The 16,857-nt window shown below is 52.5% G+C and carries 15 protein-coding genes, 1 tRNA gene and 1 pseudogene; 9 read left to right on the forward strand and 8 right to left on the reverse strand.

Annotation, left to right across the window (positions count from 1 at the left end):
* Window positions 1-34 precede the first annotated feature (34 nt).
* Window positions 35-1,687 carry an efflux RND transporter periplasmic adaptor subunit gene (locus DO97_RS10695; protein ID WP_052128622.1) on the reverse strand — a complete coding sequence of 551 codons (1,653 nt, stop codon included), beginning with the start codon at window positions 1,685-1,687 and terminating at the stop codon, window positions 35-37.
* 79 nt (window positions 1,688-1,766) lie between these two features.
* Window positions 1,767-2,468 carry a DUF305 domain-containing protein gene (locus DO97_RS10700; protein ID WP_036533239.1) on the reverse strand — a complete coding sequence of 234 codons (702 nt, stop codon included), beginning with the start codon at window positions 2,466-2,468 and terminating at the stop codon, window positions 1,767-1,769.
* A gap of 467 nt (window positions 2,469-2,935) precedes the next feature.
* Between DO97_RS10700 and DO97_RS10705 the strand changes: the two genes are divergently transcribed.
* From DO97_RS10705 to DO97_RS10715, 3 genes are read left to right on the forward strand one after another with little or no spacing between them, the layout of a single operon-like run.
* Window positions 2,936-4,420 (forward strand): EF-hand domain-containing protein, encoded by a 1,485-nt coding sequence (locus DO97_RS10705; RefSeq protein WP_036533241.1) that lies wholly within the window; start codon window positions 2,936-2,938, stop codon window positions 4,418-4,420.
* Window positions 4,389-5,327, forward strand: coding sequence for an FAD-binding oxidoreductase (locus DO97_RS10710; protein ID WP_036533243.1), 939 nt, complete (start codon window positions 4,389-4,391; stop codon window positions 5,325-5,327). Before DO97_RS10705 ends, DO97_RS10710 begins: the two co-directional genes overlap by 32 nt.
* Window positions 5,324-6,514, forward strand: coding sequence for a nitric oxide synthase oxygenase (locus DO97_RS10715; protein ID WP_204368572.1), 1,191 nt, complete (start codon window positions 5,324-5,326; stop codon window positions 6,512-6,514). Before DO97_RS10710 ends, DO97_RS10715 begins: the two co-directional genes overlap by 4 nt.
* 9 nt (window positions 6,515-6,523) lie before the next feature.
* On the opposite strand, the gene DO97_RS10720 is transcribed toward DO97_RS10715, so the two are convergent.
* From DO97_RS10720 to DO97_RS26395, 6 genes and pseudogenes are all read right to left on the reverse strand, one after another.
* Window positions 6,524-7,243 carry a M15 family metallopeptidase gene (locus DO97_RS10720; protein ID WP_036533245.1) on the reverse strand — a complete coding sequence of 240 codons (720 nt, stop codon included), beginning with the start codon at window positions 7,241-7,243 and terminating at the stop codon, window positions 6,524-6,526.
* A 34-nt stretch (window positions 7,244-7,277) separates the two neighbouring features.
* Complete coding sequence (gene gnd, locus DO97_RS10725; protein WP_036533247.1) at window positions 7,278-8,696, reverse strand: decarboxylating NADP(+)-dependent phosphogluconate dehydrogenase; 1,419 nt, start codon at window positions 8,694-8,696, stop codon at window positions 7,278-7,280.
* 114 nt (window positions 8,697-8,810) lie between these two features.
* On the reverse strand, window positions 8,811-9,176 hold the full coding sequence (locus tag DO97_RS26390; protein ID WP_239651642.1) for a hypothetical protein: 366 nt from the start codon (window positions 9,174-9,176) through the stop codon (window positions 8,811-8,813).
* Complete coding sequence (locus DO97_RS10730) at window positions 9,166-10,101, reverse strand: hypothetical protein (RefSeq protein ID WP_239651643.1); 936 nt, start codon at window positions 10,099-10,101, stop codon at window positions 9,166-9,168. Before DO97_RS10730 ends, DO97_RS26390 begins: the two co-directional genes overlap by 11 nt.
* Window positions 10,102-10,184: 83 nt before the next feature.
* Window positions 10,185-11,636: a putative PEP-binding protein gene (locus tag DO97_RS23130; RefSeq protein WP_204368573.1), complete on the reverse strand. Its 1,452-nt coding sequence runs from the start codon at window positions 11,634-11,636 to the stop codon at window positions 10,185-10,187.
* 94 nt (window positions 11,637-11,730) lie between these two features.
* Window positions 11,731-12,660 (reverse strand): annotated as a pseudogene (locus tag DO97_RS26395) (PEP/pyruvate-binding domain-containing protein); the annotation flags it as partial.
* Between the two features lie 162 nt (window positions 12,661-12,822).
* Here DO97_RS26395 and DO97_RS10740 point away from each other — a divergent pair.
* The 6 genes from DO97_RS10740 to DO97_RS10770 form a co-directional block, all read left to right on the forward strand.
* Window positions 12,823-12,894, forward strand: a tRNA-Gln gene (locus DO97_RS10740).
* A gap of 379 nt (window positions 12,895-13,273) precedes the next feature.
* On the forward strand, window positions 13,274-14,140 hold the full coding sequence (cysT, locus tag DO97_RS10750; protein WP_036533251.1) for a sulfate ABC transporter permease subunit CysT: 867 nt from the start codon (window positions 13,274-13,276) through the stop codon (window positions 14,138-14,140).
* On the forward strand, window positions 14,130-15,005 hold the full coding sequence (gene cysW, locus DO97_RS10755; RefSeq protein WP_052128625.1) for a sulfate ABC transporter permease subunit CysW: 876 nt from the start codon (window positions 14,130-14,132) through the stop codon (window positions 15,003-15,005). The genes cysT and cysW overlap by 11 nt, the downstream gene beginning before the upstream one ends.
* 15 nt (window positions 15,006-15,020) lie before the next feature.
* A complete protein-coding gene (locus tag DO97_RS10760; protein ID WP_081980717.1) occupies window positions 15,021-15,365 on the forward strand; it encodes an NIL domain-containing protein in 345 nt (114 codons plus the stop codon).
* Complete coding sequence (locus tag DO97_RS10765) at window positions 15,355-15,975, forward strand: Crp/Fnr family transcriptional regulator (RefSeq protein ID WP_081980718.1); 621 nt, start codon at window positions 15,355-15,357, stop codon at window positions 15,973-15,975. The genes DO97_RS10760 and DO97_RS10765 overlap by 11 nt, the downstream gene beginning before the upstream one ends.
* A gap of 458 nt (window positions 15,976-16,433) precedes the next feature.
* A partial coding sequence (locus DO97_RS10770; protein ID WP_036533255.1) for a tetratricopeptide repeat protein occupies window positions 16,434-16,857 on the forward strand: 424 nt, incomplete at its 3' end.

The raw sequence follows: 16,857 nt of genomic DNA on the forward strand, positions 1-16,857 counted from the left end.
TTCACCTTAATGCGGTTGATGAGGAGATCGGGATTCAGCTTCCAATGAATCGTGTTGGGCTGAAGCCTCGATCGAACTGTGATGGGCTGTTAGGTTGGCAGAAGAGCCATTGGAGTCGGTTTTGCCCATCGAACCCATTCCCAGTCCTCAGCGAGATCAAGACTTTCCGATGCCGACGGTTAGCCCAGTATGTTCCAGCCCAGAAGGTGCCAGAGGCAATTACTCCCCCAGTGGGAATCGCAATCCACCACAGTAACTGCCCATTCTGACTCACTGTAGCGGTTGGAGTTGTTGCCCCATGATCATCTTCCGGCTTCGCTCCACCTCTGAGCGACTGGGCATAGAGTTGAGTGGCTCGCTGAGTTACAACCATATCCCCATCAAACAATCCATCTTTGACTTCGACAAATTCGCCCGACTCCCTGCCGAGGGTGATATCAGAGGGCTGGAACGCACTGCCATTTTGGACAAAGACGATCGTCTTTTTGTCGTTCGTTTCTACCAGTGCCGATTTAGGAATCGCTAAAACGGCAGCAGGTGTCCGATCTGTCAACACTTCCAAATCCACAAACATCCCTGGTTTCAGTGATCCATTGGGATTATCCAACTCCGCTTTGATCGGCACCACACGGGTTTCCCCTTCCACCACTGCGCCAATCACGCCGATGCGCCCTTTGAATACCTTTTCATTGGCGTTCACTCGTACGCCTTGCCCTGTTTGCACGCGATCGAGGTCTTTCTCATAAATATTTCCTGACACTTGCACAATGCGGCTATTGACGATTGACATCACTTTTTTGCCGGCATCTTGACCCGATTCGCCTTGCGTCGTCTCCCGATCAGTAACCACGCCTGCGATCGGAGCCGTTAAGGTGATGGTGCCATCGGCATTGGGGCTAGCGCCCAGTTGCCGCAGGCGCGCTTGATAAGTCTCACCGCTCAGAGACACCTTTGCCTGAGCGACCGATACCGCAGAATGGGCACGTTGCAGTTGCGCCTGCGCTTGAGCGATCTCCAGGGCACTTTCCGCTTTTGATAAGGTTGCCTTTGCCTCTGCCAGCTTGGTCTCCGATTCCAAAAAAGTGCGGCGGGGAATGGCTCCCTGCATCATCAGTTCCCGGTCTTTGTCGTAACGCTCTTGTGCGAAGCTGACTTCGGTGCGAGCTGCCTTAATGCCTGCTGCAACGATCGTGCGTTGTTGGGTCAGATTTTGCTGCGCCAAGCGCAAATCAGCGTCGGCTTGCTGCACCGATCCGATCGCATCAGCCCGACGATCCAGTGCGGTGGTGCGTAAGTCAGCTAACTCTGGTGTGGTCATGACTGCTACAGGCTGCCCTGCCTTAACGCGATCGCCCGGATTCACCAGCAGCTTAATCACCGTGCCCGTTACCGGCGTTGTGACTTCGACTTGCTGGTTGGGTAGTGCCTCAATCTTGCCAGTCGTTTTGATGCCAAACGCTAACCGCTGACGAGCCACAGGCTCCACCTTCAAGCCCATGCGTTTTGCCGTCTCTGCATCAACCTGAACTGCTCCCGCCGCTTGAGTCGCTTGACCACCGAACTCATTGCCATGTCCCCCATGAGCCATGCTTCGGAAGGGCAGGGTGAGTAGTAACAGGCTGAGGAGACTTCCAAAGAGGCGACGAACGATCGTGGGAGAGCAGAACTGCTTTCGAGTCCGAGTCATCGGGGGATTCCTTGATGAGGGCAGTGATCTAATCGTGATGGTGCGAACCAATGCAAGCAAAAGGCCAATGGTAGCCTCTCTACTGCTTGTACCAGGCTTGTTGCCACTGTTTCATCTGATTGATTTCGGTTGTCTGAGAACGAATAATGTCCCGCGCCAGTGTTTGAATTTCAGGCCGCTTCGACTTCTGCAAGGCATCCTTTGCCATTACCACGGCACCCTCATGGTGGGGAATCATGGCATCCATGAAGCGGAGGTCAAATTCTGCGTCGGCTGCGCCTAAATCCATGGTCATCATCATGCTTGCCCGTTGTTCTTGGGACATCGGCATCGCGTGGCCCATTTGGGCGTTATAAGCAATCGGAATTGAACTGACTGTCGAGTACCACGCTTGACGCCACCGCTGCATCTGAACAATTTCTTTGTCCTGAGCTTTAATGATCGCCGCTGCCAACTTGAGAATTTCGGGTCGTCGAGATTTCTGTTGCGCTTGTATTGCCATCTCCACGCCTCCTTGATGGTGGGGAATCATGGCATCAATGAAGCGGAGGTCAAATTCTGCATCCCCTGGCCCTAAGTCCATACCCATCGTGTGGTTCATGCTACCCATATTGCCGTGATCCATCAATGGGTTTCCGGCGATGGTTGCGGTCGGGCTAGGGGTTTGCCGCTGAAAAATTCCTTGATTTTTGGCAGAGTTAGCGGGCATTGCAAGTCCACAGGCAGTGACAGCTAACGCTATGAACCCCAAAAGCTTTAGTTTTAAAGCAATTCGCTTCATAATTTTATCCTAAGCACTGATAAGAGGACGAACTAACTGATTCTCAAGGCTCTAGCGAACTCGAGCATCAAGCCCATCAAGATCAGAAATGACACCTGATGTAGCCCATTTTTTGGGTATTTCATCAACTTGAGTGTTTCACATAAAAATAAAATCAGGATGAAATGTCTTTCCTTCAATGCTCATCCCACTAACTGATTGACTGACAGAACTCAATCCGCCCTCACCCCAACCCCTCTCCCAGAGCGGGAGAGGGGCTTTTGAACCAGTTCTGGGTCTGAAGTCCCTTCTCCCCTTGTGGGAGAAGGGACTTAGGGATGAGGGGAAAAGATCTGTCAGTCAAGCAATCCCACTAAGGTGAAAGTTTACTGAAGCCAGATTCTAGGGCTGATGGCGATCGTCCATTAGAATTTAGATTGCAATTGTGCCTGTTCCTGGGACGTAGACTTCTCCCATCCATCCACAGCATGAAGGCAACCATGGTAGAGCGTAAAGTCGCTATCTTTGCATCCTTGCCGGACTATGCCCCGGTGCAACAGCTGCTGAGAATCCTGGCGAATTCCTCAGAATCCTTTCAGGTCAAAGGAATTCGCTATCTCAACCCTGCAACCACCCTCAGCCACTTCCAGACTGCCGATTGGGTGCAAATGGATTGGATGGCGGTTCAGGACAGCACTCAACACCTGCAAGGATATGAGGCAGCACTGTTATTTATCCAACCCACGGATTTGGCGCAGACCCTGGCGCTGACTCGGGGATTTGTAGCGGTGACAAACCAAATGGGCATCGAAAAACTGGGCTGGATTGCTCCTGCTGCGGCTGGCGACAGTGAGGTGGGCAGACAGTTAAAGGAGGCTGAAGCTTCCATCGGTGCTGTGCCCAAAGAAACGCTACGGTTGCACCATGCACCCCTATTTTCAGAATTACTCCGGCACAAATCAGAGATCAAGTTTCGCCGCACCCTTTCTTTACCCCTGGATCATCGCCCCTTGCCCTGGCTTGCTCCTGAAGCGATCGCTGCTGCGTGTTACCAATGGTTATCTAACCAAGGGCCTGTGCCGTCCTTGTTGGTGGGGCCGGCTCCCTTAACAGGAGCGGATATCGCTGCTACCCTCTCGGAGGTGCTACATCAGACGGTAAATGGTCGCACCTTTGCCCAACGTCGCTTTACCAGTATTGACCTCGATGGGAGTGGGCAGCTAGACCTTCAGGAGTTGATGCCTTACCTGATCCAGATTGGCTGTAGCCGAGAGGAAGCCGAGGAAATACTGCAAAAGGCGGACACCAATGCAGATGGGCGGCTTGACTACACAGAATTTATCGAGAAACTGGAAGACCGTCTGGCAACTGTGCTGACGGAGGTTCCCACCACCGTGGAATTTGTCCCCCTCTCTCCCTCAGCTGGTCTGCATGATTCCATGGCCAAGGGCATGACGGAGTCGGCAGCCCGAGCTTGGATGGAACTGCTAGTGTCCCTCAACGTCGAAGGCATGCCGCAGCCTCCCCAGGAAACCCTAGATCGGTGGGAGTTGGGCAACCTCTCTTTGGCCGATTGGGCATCGCAATATGCCCTGGATTGGATCAATGTGCATGTCTTGCCGGGATACGGCATTACCATGGGTCAAGAAGGGCTCCTGGAGGGTCGGCCAGCGTTATTTTCTCGGATTTTACATATCGATGGTCGCCGCCTGCTCAGTCAGCGCACCTTGGATTTTCAAATTGTGGAAATTCACTGGGCGGATGTCGACCCTGCGTCGGTGCAAATTGTCCACGCCCCGGCTCAGGATCGGGGGCAACGGGCACTGCACCTGTGCAACGGCCACCTTGTGGGGGTATCAGTGCGTGGGCTCTGGAGTGGGCTGCGCTTAGCCAGTCTGCTGTTATTGAGTCAACAGCCTCTACCCCCGCTGGCAAGTTGCCTTGTTTCGAGAACTGGGGGAACTGCAAATTGAAAACACTGCCATTGGAGCCCCCGACGATATTGTCTGCAATTGCACCCAAACAACCTGTGCTCGGCTGCAAGCTCTGATGGGTCAGGGATGTACGACTCTGGAGCAGTTAGCCGATCGCACCCATGTAACGATGGTGTGTGGGGGCTGCAAACCTCTGATTGAAGAGCTTTTGGGTTCTGCGAGTTTAGCCGTAGCGGAACTGGTCAAGAAAGAGTCCTTGGGATTGGGGATCACCCGCTTCCAATTTCGTCCAGTTAACCAGCCGGTGACTGCTTCCTTGCCGGGGCAGCATATTTTGTTGCAGGGACGCATCCACAATCATTGGGTCACCCGTGCCTATACCTTAACCTCCCCCGCTGCCCAAACTGACGCCTATGAGATTACGGTCAAGCGCGAGGAAACGGGGGAATTTTCTCGCTGGTTGTGCGATCGCGCCGATGAGGAATCTCTGTTTCGGATTTCAGAGCCTCAGGGTGAGTTTGTTCTGGAGGAGAGGTTCCCAGCAGTGGTCTTCTTCGCGGGCGGCATTGGAGTTACCCCAGCGATCGCCATGATGCGCACCCTAGCCCAGCGAGGCGATAACCGTACCTTTCACCTTGACTGGTCGGCTCCTTACCCTGAATCCTTTGTGTTTCAGCCCGAATTAGAGCAGTTGACGGCACAACACCCGCAGTTGAGGATCACCCTGCGGCCGACTCGACGGGTGGGAAAACTTCAGCCAGCAGACCTTCAACAACACTATCGTCCCAGTCCTGGAACCATCGCCATGCTCTGCGGCCCCGAGAGTTTCATGGCAGCGATCCAGGAGGCTCTCTTGCAGGCTGGGTGGACAGCGGCGGCAATTCGGCAGGAACGCTTCGGCTCCCACCTGAACCAAGACGGAACGGTGCAAAAAAACGCCCCGTGAAGCCTGTGATTCAGTTAGCAAGCGGCATTATCCCCATCGAGCAGGATGGGTTTGAGGTGCAACCCATTGGTTCAATCAAGGCTGAAGCCGAAGTTTTTCTCAAACAGTGCTACATCGATGAAGGCATTGCCCCAATTTTTCCCTATCGCTGGGAAGACGTGGAGGAAGAAATTGCGGAGACGGGCACCTATCAGCAAACTTACGATGAGTTGGTCTATGGAGCCAAGCTAGCATGGCGCAACAGCAATCGTTGTTTAGGGCGTAACTTCTGGCACAATTTGCATGTTCGGGATATGCGGCATCTGGAAACAGAAGTTGAAATGTTCCAAGCGATTCTGGAACATATACAATTTGCCACCAATGGTGGGGAGATCCGCGCTACCATTACCATCTTCAAGCCAGATGGCAGACGCTTCTGGAATCCGCAATATTTTCAGTACGCTGGCTATCGCCAACCCGATCGCTCGATCTTAGGAGATCCGGGCAATGTGGAGTTGACGGATCAAGCAATGAGACTGGGCTGGCACCCAGAATCCCAGACCCGCTTTGACTACCTGCCGCTGATCATTCAGCTTCCAGGACAGGAACCCCGGTGGTTTGAGATTCCCCCACAGCTAATTCTGGAAGTGCCACTGACCCATCCCCGCTATGACTGGTTCGGAGACTTGCGGCTGAAATGGTATGGCTTACCGGCAGTGTCGAATATGGTCTTTGATGTCGGCGGCATTCAATATACAGCTGCACCCTTTAATGGGTTTTATATGGGGGCTGAGATTGGGGCTCGCAACTTTGGGGATCATCATCGTTACAACATGCTCCCGGTGATCGCGGAGCGGATGGGCTTAGATTGCAGCCAAAATAGTACCCTTTGGCGAGATCTCGCCCTAGTGGAGTTGAATATTGCAGTGCTCTTTTCCTATCACCAGCAGGAGGTGAGACTACTCGATCACCATACCCTCACCGAATCCTTTATGCAGTTTGCCGACAGTGAGCACCAGGCAGGCCGTCTTGTCCAAGCTGATTGGGGCTGTTTGGTTCCCCCCCTCTCGGCTTCAACCACACCGGTGTTCCACACTCAGTTTGACGGCAATCGCATCCTGAAACCGAACTTTTTCTATGCCCCCTTACCTTGGCAACGGGTAGCCCAGTCCCCTGGGTGTCCTTTTCATCACGAATGGCCAGATTGAGGTTGCAAGTCAGTTTCCGTGAATCAGTTCGTAACGCCCATAATGGGCAGAAGTTACGGGGGTTCCGGATTGCTGACTTAACCAAGCCCACAGTTGATCTCCCCAGGAAAAGTGCCACCATTCCTGGGGATGGCGTTGAAAGCCAGCGGCAATCATCACCCGTGCCAGCAATTGGCGGTGGTGGTGGTATTGACGCTCTAGGGGGCGATCGCTGATCTGAAAGTAATCGGGGTAGGAACGGGGGGAACATTCATCAATGGGAGACCCCATGTCGACGACCTGCCCGGTGCCATCCACCAAAGTCAAATCCAGGGCCGCTCCGGTGCTATGGGGGGGAGGCATCGTTGGATCAAGACTCGGCGGTGCCCAGAATGTGTAGACTTGCTCTCGCAAGGTTTGCTGCTGGTCAGGTGTTAAGGCAGCCACCGTCAACCCTTGCGATCGCGCCAAGTCAGCCAAGGTTTGATCAACCATAAACTGTTGCACCGCAACCGGGCGATAGGCATCAAAGATTTGCAGCCGCCAACCTGGATAGTCCTGCTGGAGAGCTTCCTGGGCTGCCAGCAACTGGGTCACTACCCGCTGCCGTAAAAAATAGGGAGATTGCTCACCGTAGGGTGCCCCCAACACTTGATAAGGATGGGGGGACACCACGGCAAATAAATCAGGGAGAATCGCTATCATCGGTTCCCCGCACTCCTCAATGGGAACTTTTTGATAGGGTTTCATCCCCTAGCCCCAACTGCGGCGATGGTCAAAGCTCCTAGGCCATCCATTCGGTGTGGAAGAACTTGCCACGAGGTTGATCCGTGCGCTCATAGGTGTGGGCACCAAAGTAATCTCGCTGTGCTTGGGTGAGGTTCTGGGGCAGGCGATCGCGACGGTAGCTGTCGAAGTAATCCAGGGAGGCACTAAAGGCCGGGACCGGAATTCCTAGGTAGGCTGCTTGGGCGATCACTTCCCGCCAAGCCCCCTGGCGATCGAGAATGGTTTGCTTAAACTCAGGAGCCAAGAGCAGGTTTGCCAGATGAGGATTCTCATCAAAGGCGTGCTTGATCTTGTTTAAGAAGCCAGCCCGAATAATACACCCCCCTTTCCAGATGCGGGCACATTCACCCAAATTTAGATTGAAGTCATACAACTTAGAAGCCGCACTTAACAACGCCATCCCTTGGGCATAGGAACACATTTTGGAGCAGTAGAGGGCATCCCGAACTTGGGTAATAAAGGCTTTTGAGTCGCCGTTAAACGTTGTCCCAGGCCCCGTCAGAGTTTGAGACGCGGCCACCCGCTCTTCTTTAATCGAGGACATAATCCGGGCGTTCACCGCCGCCGTGATCGTGGGGATGGCAACCCCCAGATCCAGGGCATCAGTCACCGTCCAACGGCCCGTCCCCTTTTGTCCCGCGGCATCCAGAATCAGATCAACCAGGGGGATGCCCGTTGGGGGATCCATGACCTTGAAGATATCAGCGGTGATTTCAATCAAATAGGAATTGAGTTCATCCGTGGTATTCCACTCCGCAAAGACTTCGTGGAGTTGAGAACTCGTCAGCCCCAAAACATTGTTCAACAGGTCATAGGCTTCAGCAATCAACTGCATGTCACCGTATTCAATGCCGTTGTGTACCATTTTGACGTAGTGACCGGCTCCCCCTGGGCCGACATAGGTCACACAGGGGCCGTCATCGACCTGCGCCGCTATCTTGGTGAGAATGGGTTCCAGGGCTTCGTAGGCAACCTTGGTTCCTCCGGGCATGAGGCTGGGGCCGTTCAGTGCCCCTTCTTCGCCGCCGCTGACACCCATGCCAATAAAGGTAAACTGAGCCGACTCCAGATCGTGAGCCCGACGAGCGGTATCGGTGTAGAGAGAGTTGCCACCGTCAATCAGAATGTCACCCTCATCCAGCAGGGGTTTCAATTGCTCAATCATGGCATCCACGGGGGCTCCAGCTTTCACCATGATCAGGATTTTCCGGGGCCGCTCTAGGGAGGCGACAAAATCTTGAATGGAATAAGCTGCATAGACTTGCTTGCCCTGGGCGCGTTCGGCCATAAAGGCATCGGTTTTTTCGGGAGAGCGGTTATACACGGAGATGGGGAACCCATTGCGCTCGACGTTGAGCGCCAGATTTTCGCCCATGACTGCTAGACCGATTACACCAAAGCTTTGTTGTGCCATAGGATTTCTGCTCACTCTGCAAGAATGCGGGGGGCTGCATGTTCCTTTACAGAGTAGCCCGATCCTCCAAAATCGAGCTGGAAAATTAGATTAAGAGTGCCTAACCACCCTTGGCTAGGGACGACCAGTACGATCCAAGGCAGAGAAAGCGTCTTGGTTAGACAGCCCCAACCAGGGATCGGAGCTGGGGGTTAGAAACAGTTGGGCGTAAATCCGCTCGTTGAGGGCAGTTAAGTCTTGGAGCGGCACCTTCACAAACCACTGATGGATCTGGGTGTGCAGCAAGTATTCATTGCGTACCGTATCCACGGCCATTGCAGTTTCAAACTGCCGCAGGATCGGCGTCAAGGGATCGGTGGTGGTTCCGGTTGGCTGAGATGGGGGCAGCTTCCGTCGCATCAGGGCTTGACTTTGACGATCGAGGTGGGCATCGGTGCCATGGAGGCGGGCGATCGCCAACCAGGTCGCCTCATCTGTCACCGTTACTCGGGGGGCTGGAACTGGGGGTGATTGCAGATAGTAAAGGTGTTTCAACCCGTGCTTTAGCATAGGCAATGGGGGCAGCGGCGATCGCCGTTGGTGGGGTAGTTTGGCGGATGGGCGTACCCACGAGGCGGGGCGGATTGGGAATCCCCAGTTGGGCGAGGTCCGTTGCCCATTGATTTTGGATCGTAGCCAGTTGGGCTTGATGGAATTGGCCTAAAGCCGTCACCCGATCTGCTGCGCTCAGAGACTGAAGGTGCTGTACCAGTTGTTCAGCCCGTTGCAGATGGCGCAAAAAAGCTTGGGGGCCGTAGAGTCCCGGTAGGGCATCCACGGGGTTACCATCGGAGTCCAGAATGTAATGAATACTGTTGCCAGTGAGGGTGCGCTCTAGTTTGCGGCCATCGCCAAAATCAATGGTGACTTTGGGAACCGGGCGCAGGGACTGCCAGTGGAGAATAAAGCGATCGCGCAGGAGTTGAGCCACCTGCACATTGGGATACAATGCCACCCGAAAAAAGCGGCTATTGGCACAACTCAAGTCTGCATCCAGTTGACCCAAGAGCCGCAGGGAGAGGATGGGTTTACCACTCGCCTGCGCCGCTGCCCGTGCCTGGGCAAAATCGGTATACCAGAACAGCCGAGAAGCCTCACAATCTCGCTGTTGGCAAATAGCATCTAAAACCCTGAGCAGGTGAGGGTTGTGGGTTGCGAGTTCTCCGCCATAAACCTGGAGAAATGCTGTTAATCCCGTCGCACCTTGGGCACGTAATTGGGCGATCGCTCCCTCTGACTCCGCCACAGTTTCAGAGAGGGTCTGACGTACCCGCTGGACATTGGTAGATTCAGCGTTGACGGACTGCGACCCCAAGAGCACTGTCAGCAGCATCAAGATGGTCGTTGGCAGCGGATGCATCTTCATCGCCCAGCCCCTGAATTCAGATTATGGATCAAAGATAGCTTGCCAGTCCGGCATCGGACAGTAGCGACGCCCAATCTCTCTGGCTACAGCCGGGACAGGAGCGACTTACTGAGTTGATCTTGGCTAGCTCGCAGCAACAGGCGCTGCTCCGCACGGGCGATCGCTCGATACGTACTGGCGACCGCGTTGACATCAACGGAGATGGCGGTAATTCCCCCAGCAATCAGCGCATCAATCAACTCCGGAGATTGCGCCGGGGCATGACCACAGATGGAGCAGGGAATCCCTAACTGTTGTGCCTGCTGGATCAGGTGAGCGATCGCTTGCATCACCACAGGGTGGCGCTCATTGAACGCAGCGGCCAATTGGGGATGGTCGCGATCGACCCCCAGGAGCAGTTGAATCAAGTCATTGGTGCCAATGGCAATTCCCTGCACTCCAGCTCGCACGTACTCCGGCAGCAGAAACAACACCGACGGCACTTCTGCCATGATCCACAGTTGTAGCGATCGCTGCTGGGTGAGGCCGATCTGTTCTAGACGTTGACGACAGAAGATAAATTCCTCAACGGTGCGGACAAAGGGCAGCAGTAAATGCAGATTCTGGTAGCCCGCCTGGCACACTCGCTGCACCGCCGCTAGCTCCAGATCAAACCAGGAGACGTCTTGTTGATAGCTAAAGGTTCCCCGCATTCCTAACATCGGGTGACCAATGGCGGTGGGAGCACCCACTAAGCTTTGCAGTTCGTGGGCGCGAAAGTCCAGGGAACGATACCAGACAGGACGGGGCTGAAAGGCACTGACAAACTGCGTCAGACAATCGGCCATCCGCTCAATCAATTCCTCACGACGTCCCTGTTGCAACCAAACCAGGGGGTGTTGACGCTCCAACACCTCTAGCAGCATAAACTCCGACCGGAGCAGACCGATGCCATCCACAGGCATGGTGAGGGCACGGGCTAGGGCCTCCGGCTGGCTGAGGTTGACCCAGAGTTGGGTAGCAATCAGCGGCAGGGTGGATACCAGATCCACGGCATCGTTGGGAACCATTACTATCTCCTCGAAAGCATGGGGTAGAGTTTGGCTCTGGGGAGGAGCGGTCGCTCCTGCATCTGCCGGGATGTCTGGCTGAGGATCAGCTTCTAAGCGGCGAACTTCACCGCGATCACCATCGAGACACAGCCAATCCCCTGACTCAATATCTTGGGTGGCCTCGGTCACCCCCACCACCGCAGGAATACCCAATTCCCTTGCCAGGATTGCACTGTGGCTGGTCATACCGCCCTGTTCCGTGACCACCCCCACGACCTGTCGTAGCAATGGCAACCAATCCGGGGCAATTTGGGGAGCCACTAAGATAGTTCCCGCAGACAACAGGGAGGGCATGACTTGACTCTGGTGGGTAACACTCGCTCTCGCCACCACGCGACCTGCCGCAGCGGCGAGCCCCTGCCACTGTTGGGGGGGCGATCGCCCCCCTAGCCACTGGAGCGGTGGTCTGGAGCGGTGGTTTTGGGGAGAACGAACCCGTGACACTCCGATCCTGCCCCCCTAACCTGGGTGATAGGGCTGTGGTGGGATATGTCCCCATCAATAATAGTTGGGGAGGGGTTGGCTGCCCAGCTACCAGCGTCCACATCAATCGCCAGGGATGATTTTGACCCACCCAGAGGGCCTGCGCCATCTCCACGAGTTGTTCCAGATAGGGGGACTGAAGGGCATATTGACTTTGCTGAGCCTCACTAAGCTGGTAAATGTGCAGTCCCTGAGGGGAGGGGGTGTTTGGTAGGTCGGGCGGTTGGGAGTGCACCATTGCCAGTTCGTAGGCGATGGGTTTGTGCCCCAATTGCTGCGACTCCACCCCTCCCTGAGGGTTAAAGTGATATCGGTCGGGAATTACCTCGCCCCAAGCGATCGCGAGTTCTAATCCCCAGGTTCCGTGGATGGTTAAACCTCTCCCATCCACCCAGGCAGACCCAGCCGCAAGGGTTGGTAGCAAGGGTTGAACCAAAATTGCCAGATGAATTTGTTGCATCTGGGTTTGAGTCCGCTGCCAGTAGAGGAGGCACCGAGCCCGAAATAGCTCCGCCCACACCCGTTTGATGGCCAGGGCGATTGCCATCGGTTCCAAGGCACAGACCTGGGGTGCCAAAAGTTCGCAAATCTGAAGGCCAAGGGTGGCATCCACATCCGGGAGGGTCAAGGAAGGTTGCAGCAGCAGCGCCGCGGTCGGCATTGCTTCAGCCTCCGCCATCAAGGTCTGGCTCCAGAACTCCATCAAGGGAGCTGCGGTGATTTCTTGACGCATCCGCTGCGCGATCGCCTGTAGTTGGCGGGAATTATTTACATCTAAATGTAAGGAAGAATCTGGGAGATCGGCAAAGAGTGGTTCGATCCAGTGACTGGTGGCCAAAAACTCCCGGAAGGCAGTTGCGGGCACAATCCATCCCGGCACCACTGGATAGCCCTGCTGTTTTACCTGGCTAAGATAGTATGCATGATCTCCAATTAGCAGGTGATCTTGGGGTTGAACTTGGTCAAGCCGATACAGCAAATCCACAGTCAACTTGTAAAAGAAAGGTTTAGCTGCATCCTACGACAGACTGAATCCCCCCGCTCACTTTACTGGGAATGATTGCCCAGCAAGGTGAAGGATTTCTCCTGGACTCGATTCTTGACAGTCTAGGGCTAGAAACTGCTACTATAGTAACCGTTCAGTTGTTGGGGCGTAGCCAAGTGGTAAGGCAGCGGGTTTTGGTCCCGCCATCCCTAGGTTCGAATCCTAGCGCCCCAGTTCTTTGATTGAAATTCCGTGAGTTGCCCTCTCAATGGGGCTAAGGTTGATTTTCTAGGGTGTTTTCCAGAAACCGCCAGACAGGTTTTTGGTTTCCTGGACTCTATTTCTACGTTCAGCATCCTGTCAAGGGGACAGGGTATGGGGATATTTAAACTACGGTATCCCGATGCTTTTTTATATATTTAACCTGAGAATCCGCTGTAATCTCGAAAAAATGCGTAGCCATAAAGACAAAATACGGTATCTTGATGTGTATACTGTATTTTAATGGGCAAGGGTTAACGTTGTGCCCGGCTGACATCTGACTGAAGAGTTCCTCTGCAAGGGGGACTGACCTTGGCTCCCTTGCTTTTCCCATTGCAACCGACGGTTTTATATGTCTCCATCGACTCCACTCAATTCCCCAAAGGCTTCTCGGCTGCAAGCCCAAGAACGCTGGCTGGCTAAATTTACCTGGCCATGGCGCATTACCTGGGGATACCTCACTTTCATGCTCCTCCTCCCCTTAGCAGCCATGCTGCTGAAAGCCAGTACTGAAGGTTGGGATAAGTTCTGGGAAATCGCAACGGATCCCGTGGCCCTATCAACCTATGACGTTACCTTTGTCACCTCCCTGATTGCCGCCCTGATTAATGGTGTCTTTGGCACACTCCTCGCTTGGATTTTGGTGCGCTATGACTTCCCCTTTAAACGATTGATGGATGCAATTATTGATTTGCCCTTTGCCTTGCCCACCGCCGTTGCAGGTTTAACGCTGGCAACGGTCTACAGCGACAATGGCTGGATTGGCTCCCTCTTGGCTCCCTTAGGGATCAAAGTTGCCTTTACCCGCCTAGGAGTTGGGGTGGCAATGGTATTTATCTCCCTGCCGTTTGTCGTCAGAACCGTGCAACCCGTCCTTTCCGAGATGGAGCGGGAGATTGAAGAAGCCTCTTGGTGTTTAGGCGCCTCCCAGTGGCAAACCTTTTGGCGGGTGATTTTCCCGCCCCTGATGCCAGCGATCTTGACAGGGGTTGCCCTCGGCTTTGCCCGGGCGGTTGGGGAATATGGCTCAACGGTGATTATTGCCTCTAATATTCCCTTTGAAGATTTGATTGCTCCGGTATTAATTTTCCAGCGGTTGGAACAGTATGACTACGCGGGAGCCACAACCATTGGGGTGGTTCTCTTGGGAATTTCGCTTCTGATGCTACTCGTGATTAACCTGTTACAAGCCTGGGGGAGACGATACGATGAGCACTGAATTAAAGGTGGAAACCACAACAGATCGCCCAAAGCAGCAGGGTGAAAAGGTTCAAGCTAATTGGGTGCCTACGATACTCATTGGGGTTGGGGTTCTATATCTCGGAGTTGTGTTATTAATCCCGGCATTAAATGTGTTTGTGCAAGCCTTTCACAAAGGGGTTGGGCCATTTTTCCAAAATCTAACGGAGCCAGATTTCTTGCACGCAGTCAAGTTAACGTTACTACTGGCGTTAATTGCAGTTCCCATCAATACCATCTTTGGATTATGCGCCGCTTGGGCGATCGCCCGTAACCAATTTCCTGGGAAGACGTTTGTCTTAAGCCTGATTGATCTGCCATTCTCGATTTCCCCTGTGGTTGCGGGATTAATGATTGTGTTGCTTTACGGTCGCAATGGTTGGTTTGGCGGGTGGTTGCAAGCCCATGACATCAATATTGTGTTTGCCTTTCCAGGGATGTTGTTGGCAACCGCCTTTGTCAGTATGCCCTTTGTTGCCAGAGAGGTGATCCCTGTTCTAGAAGAAGTGGGTACCGATCAAGAGGAAGCTGCTAAAACCCTGGGGGCAAATGACTGGCAAATTTTTTGGCGAGTTACCGTTCCAAATATTCGTTGGGGGTTACTGTATGGAATTATTCTCACCAATGCCAGAGCCATGGGGGAATTTGGAGCGGTTTCCGTTGTATCGGGCAACATTGCGGGTACAACCCAAAGTCTTCCCCTGTTTGTGGAAGAGTCCTATAAACAATATCAAACTGAAGCGGCCTATTCTGCGTCTGTGCTCCTGGCATTGCTAGCTGTCATTACCTTGGCAATCAAAGAAGTGATTGAACGGCGCACACAGATAAAAACAAAAGTTATGTAAGACTGGAGGTCTATCATGATTGAAGCGGAGCATCCCGATGTAATTATCAACTGGCAACGGTATTCTACCCCCAGGGAATCTATCCTCACTGAGGCACAAGATCAGCGGCCAACACAACAGCGGATTCGGCTGAGAATTGCAGAAGAATATCATCACGAACCCGTGATATCACGCCTGATTTCTGATTACCATCTGACAGTAACAATTACAGCTGCATTATTAGGTGCAAATGCGAGGGGTGATGGCTGGTTTGACTTACTCCTGCAAGGAACATCAGCTCAACTAAAAAACGCACTGATCTATCTAAATGAACTAGACCTAGAACTTTGGCACGAGGGTACTGAAACAGATGGTTGGTGAATTTAAATCTAGCACCCTGACTGAAAGACAGCCCAACCTGTTGGCGGCTGAGCATCGCAAGGTGCATCGTCGATTTGCTCGTCGTTCTTTATTACCTGCTTTACCCTCAAATTTACTATGGAAAATCGAGGTCGGAGTGGTCAGGACACTGACATGGTTAGAAGACGGTACGGTGATCACCTTAGGGTTATGGACGGCTGGAGATATTGTGGGCGATGTCTTATCCAGAATTGACCCCTATCAAATTGAATGTTTGACGGCTGTTGAGGTCGAATTACTCACCGTCGATTATTGGTCACAGGAAATTGGGGGACTGATTTCACATCATCAGCAAACAGAAGAATTAATGTTAATTCGGAGTAGCAAACGAGTTGATGAAATGATCCTTAAGATATTACTATGGCTGGGACAAAAGTTTGGTCGAGCTGTGGAAGAGGGGCGGTTAATTGATCTGCGACTGACTCACCAACATTTGGCTGAACTATTGGGAACTACCCGTGTCACTGTCACGAGGGCATTAAATCAATTTGAACAGGAGGGTCTGATTAAACGTCTTCCAAGCCACCTAATTATTTTGCCAGAGCAGGAAATCTGGTCTTACGAAATTTAAATCAAGACTAAAACTAAGGGGAAAAAATAGGGGAGATATTATTTTAAGACAACCCATAGTGGAAGATCGATCAGGTTTAGTTCGTGAAATAATGCCTCGATGAAACACCTAGAGACTCCTTAAAAAGGGCAAAATTATTTCAATACCACGTTGTTCAAAGAAGAAGAGAGACTTTCTCAGTTTGTCAGAGAGGAAATACATTCAAAACACCCCTAATCGACGAAGCTAATTGGCATTCGCTTTTCCAATCTGATCACCTTACTATAAGGGTTTCAAGCCTACTAATATGCGGTTTGGATGAGTAGTAACTTAACGGTGAGATGACTTTAGATAAAAACAAAAAATGATAGTTACAAATAATCACAACTCACAATGAAAATAATTACCTGTTTAGGAGAAGGACACCTATTATCAAATAGCAAGACTTAAGGGAGATTATAGAGATTAAAGGAGGGGAAATGAGTCATTCCATTAAAGACCAAGAAATCCAGATGACAACCTCTAAAAATCAGGAACTATTGGCCAGGTTAATTTTAAGAGGTGACCAACTTCTAGTCGATTTAAAATATCCACAGGCGGCTACAGCCTATATCGAGGCACTACGAATTGATCCGTCCTCTGCAGTAGTTTACTATAAACTAGGCGAGCTAAGTCTTAAACAGAATCGATGGGAAGAGGCAATCCAGTATTTTAATCAAGCAATTGAGCTACAACCAGATTTATATTGGGCTAAATTCGGCGTAGGACAGGTATTGGCAGAGCAAGGCCATTTAGATCAGGCAATTGAGACTTTTCGTCGGGTAGTCGAGCTACAGCCAAACTTTCTATTTGCTCATTACCATCTTGCTCTGTGTCTCTCGAACTTAGGACTAATTGATGAGG

The sequence above is a fragment of the Neosynechococcus sphagnicola sy1 genome (assembly GCF_000775285.1).
Lineage (GTDB): Bacteria > Cyanobacteriota > Cyanobacteriia > Neosynechococcales > Neosynechococcaceae > Neosynechococcus > Neosynechococcus sphagnicola.

Bases quoted from the DNA above. Each gene is read 5' to 3' on its own strand.
- DO97_RS10695 (WP_052128622.1), bottom strand. From the start codon at position 1,687: ATGACTCGGACTCGAAAGCAGTTCTGCTCTCCCACGATCGTTCGTCGC.
- DO97_RS10700 (WP_036533239.1), bottom strand. From the start codon at position 2,468: ATGAAGCGAATTGCTTTAAAACTAAAGCTTTTGGGGTTCATAGCGTTA.
- DO97_RS10705 (WP_036533241.1), top strand. From the start codon at position 2,936: ATGAAGGCAACCATGGTAGAGCGTAAAGTCGCTATCTTTGCATCCTTG.
- DO97_RS10720 (WP_036533245.1), bottom strand. From the start codon at position 7,243: ATGAAACCCTATCAAAAAGTTCCCATTGAGGAGTGCGGGGAACCGATG.
- gnd (WP_036533247.1), bottom strand. From the start codon at position 8,696: ATGGCACAACAAAGCTTTGGTGTAATCGGTCTAGCAGTCATGGGCGAA.
- DO97_RS10730 (WP_239651643.1), bottom strand. From the start codon at position 10,101: ATGAAGATGCATCCGCTGCCAACGACCATCTTGATGCTGCTGACAGTG.
- cysT (WP_036533251.1), top strand. From the start codon at position 13,274: ATGTCTCCATCGACTCCACTCAATTCCCCAAAGGCTTCTCGGCTGCAA.
- cysW (WP_052128625.1), top strand. From the start codon at position 14,130: ATGAGCACTGAATTAAAGGTGGAAACCACAACAGATCGCCCAAAGCAG.
- DO97_RS10760 (WP_081980717.1), top strand. From the start codon at position 15,021: ATGATTGAAGCGGAGCATCCCGATGTAATTATCAACTGGCAACGGTAT.
- DO97_RS10765 (WP_081980718.1), top strand. From the start codon at position 15,355: ATGGTTGGTGAATTTAAATCTAGCACCCTGACTGAAAGACAGCCCAAC.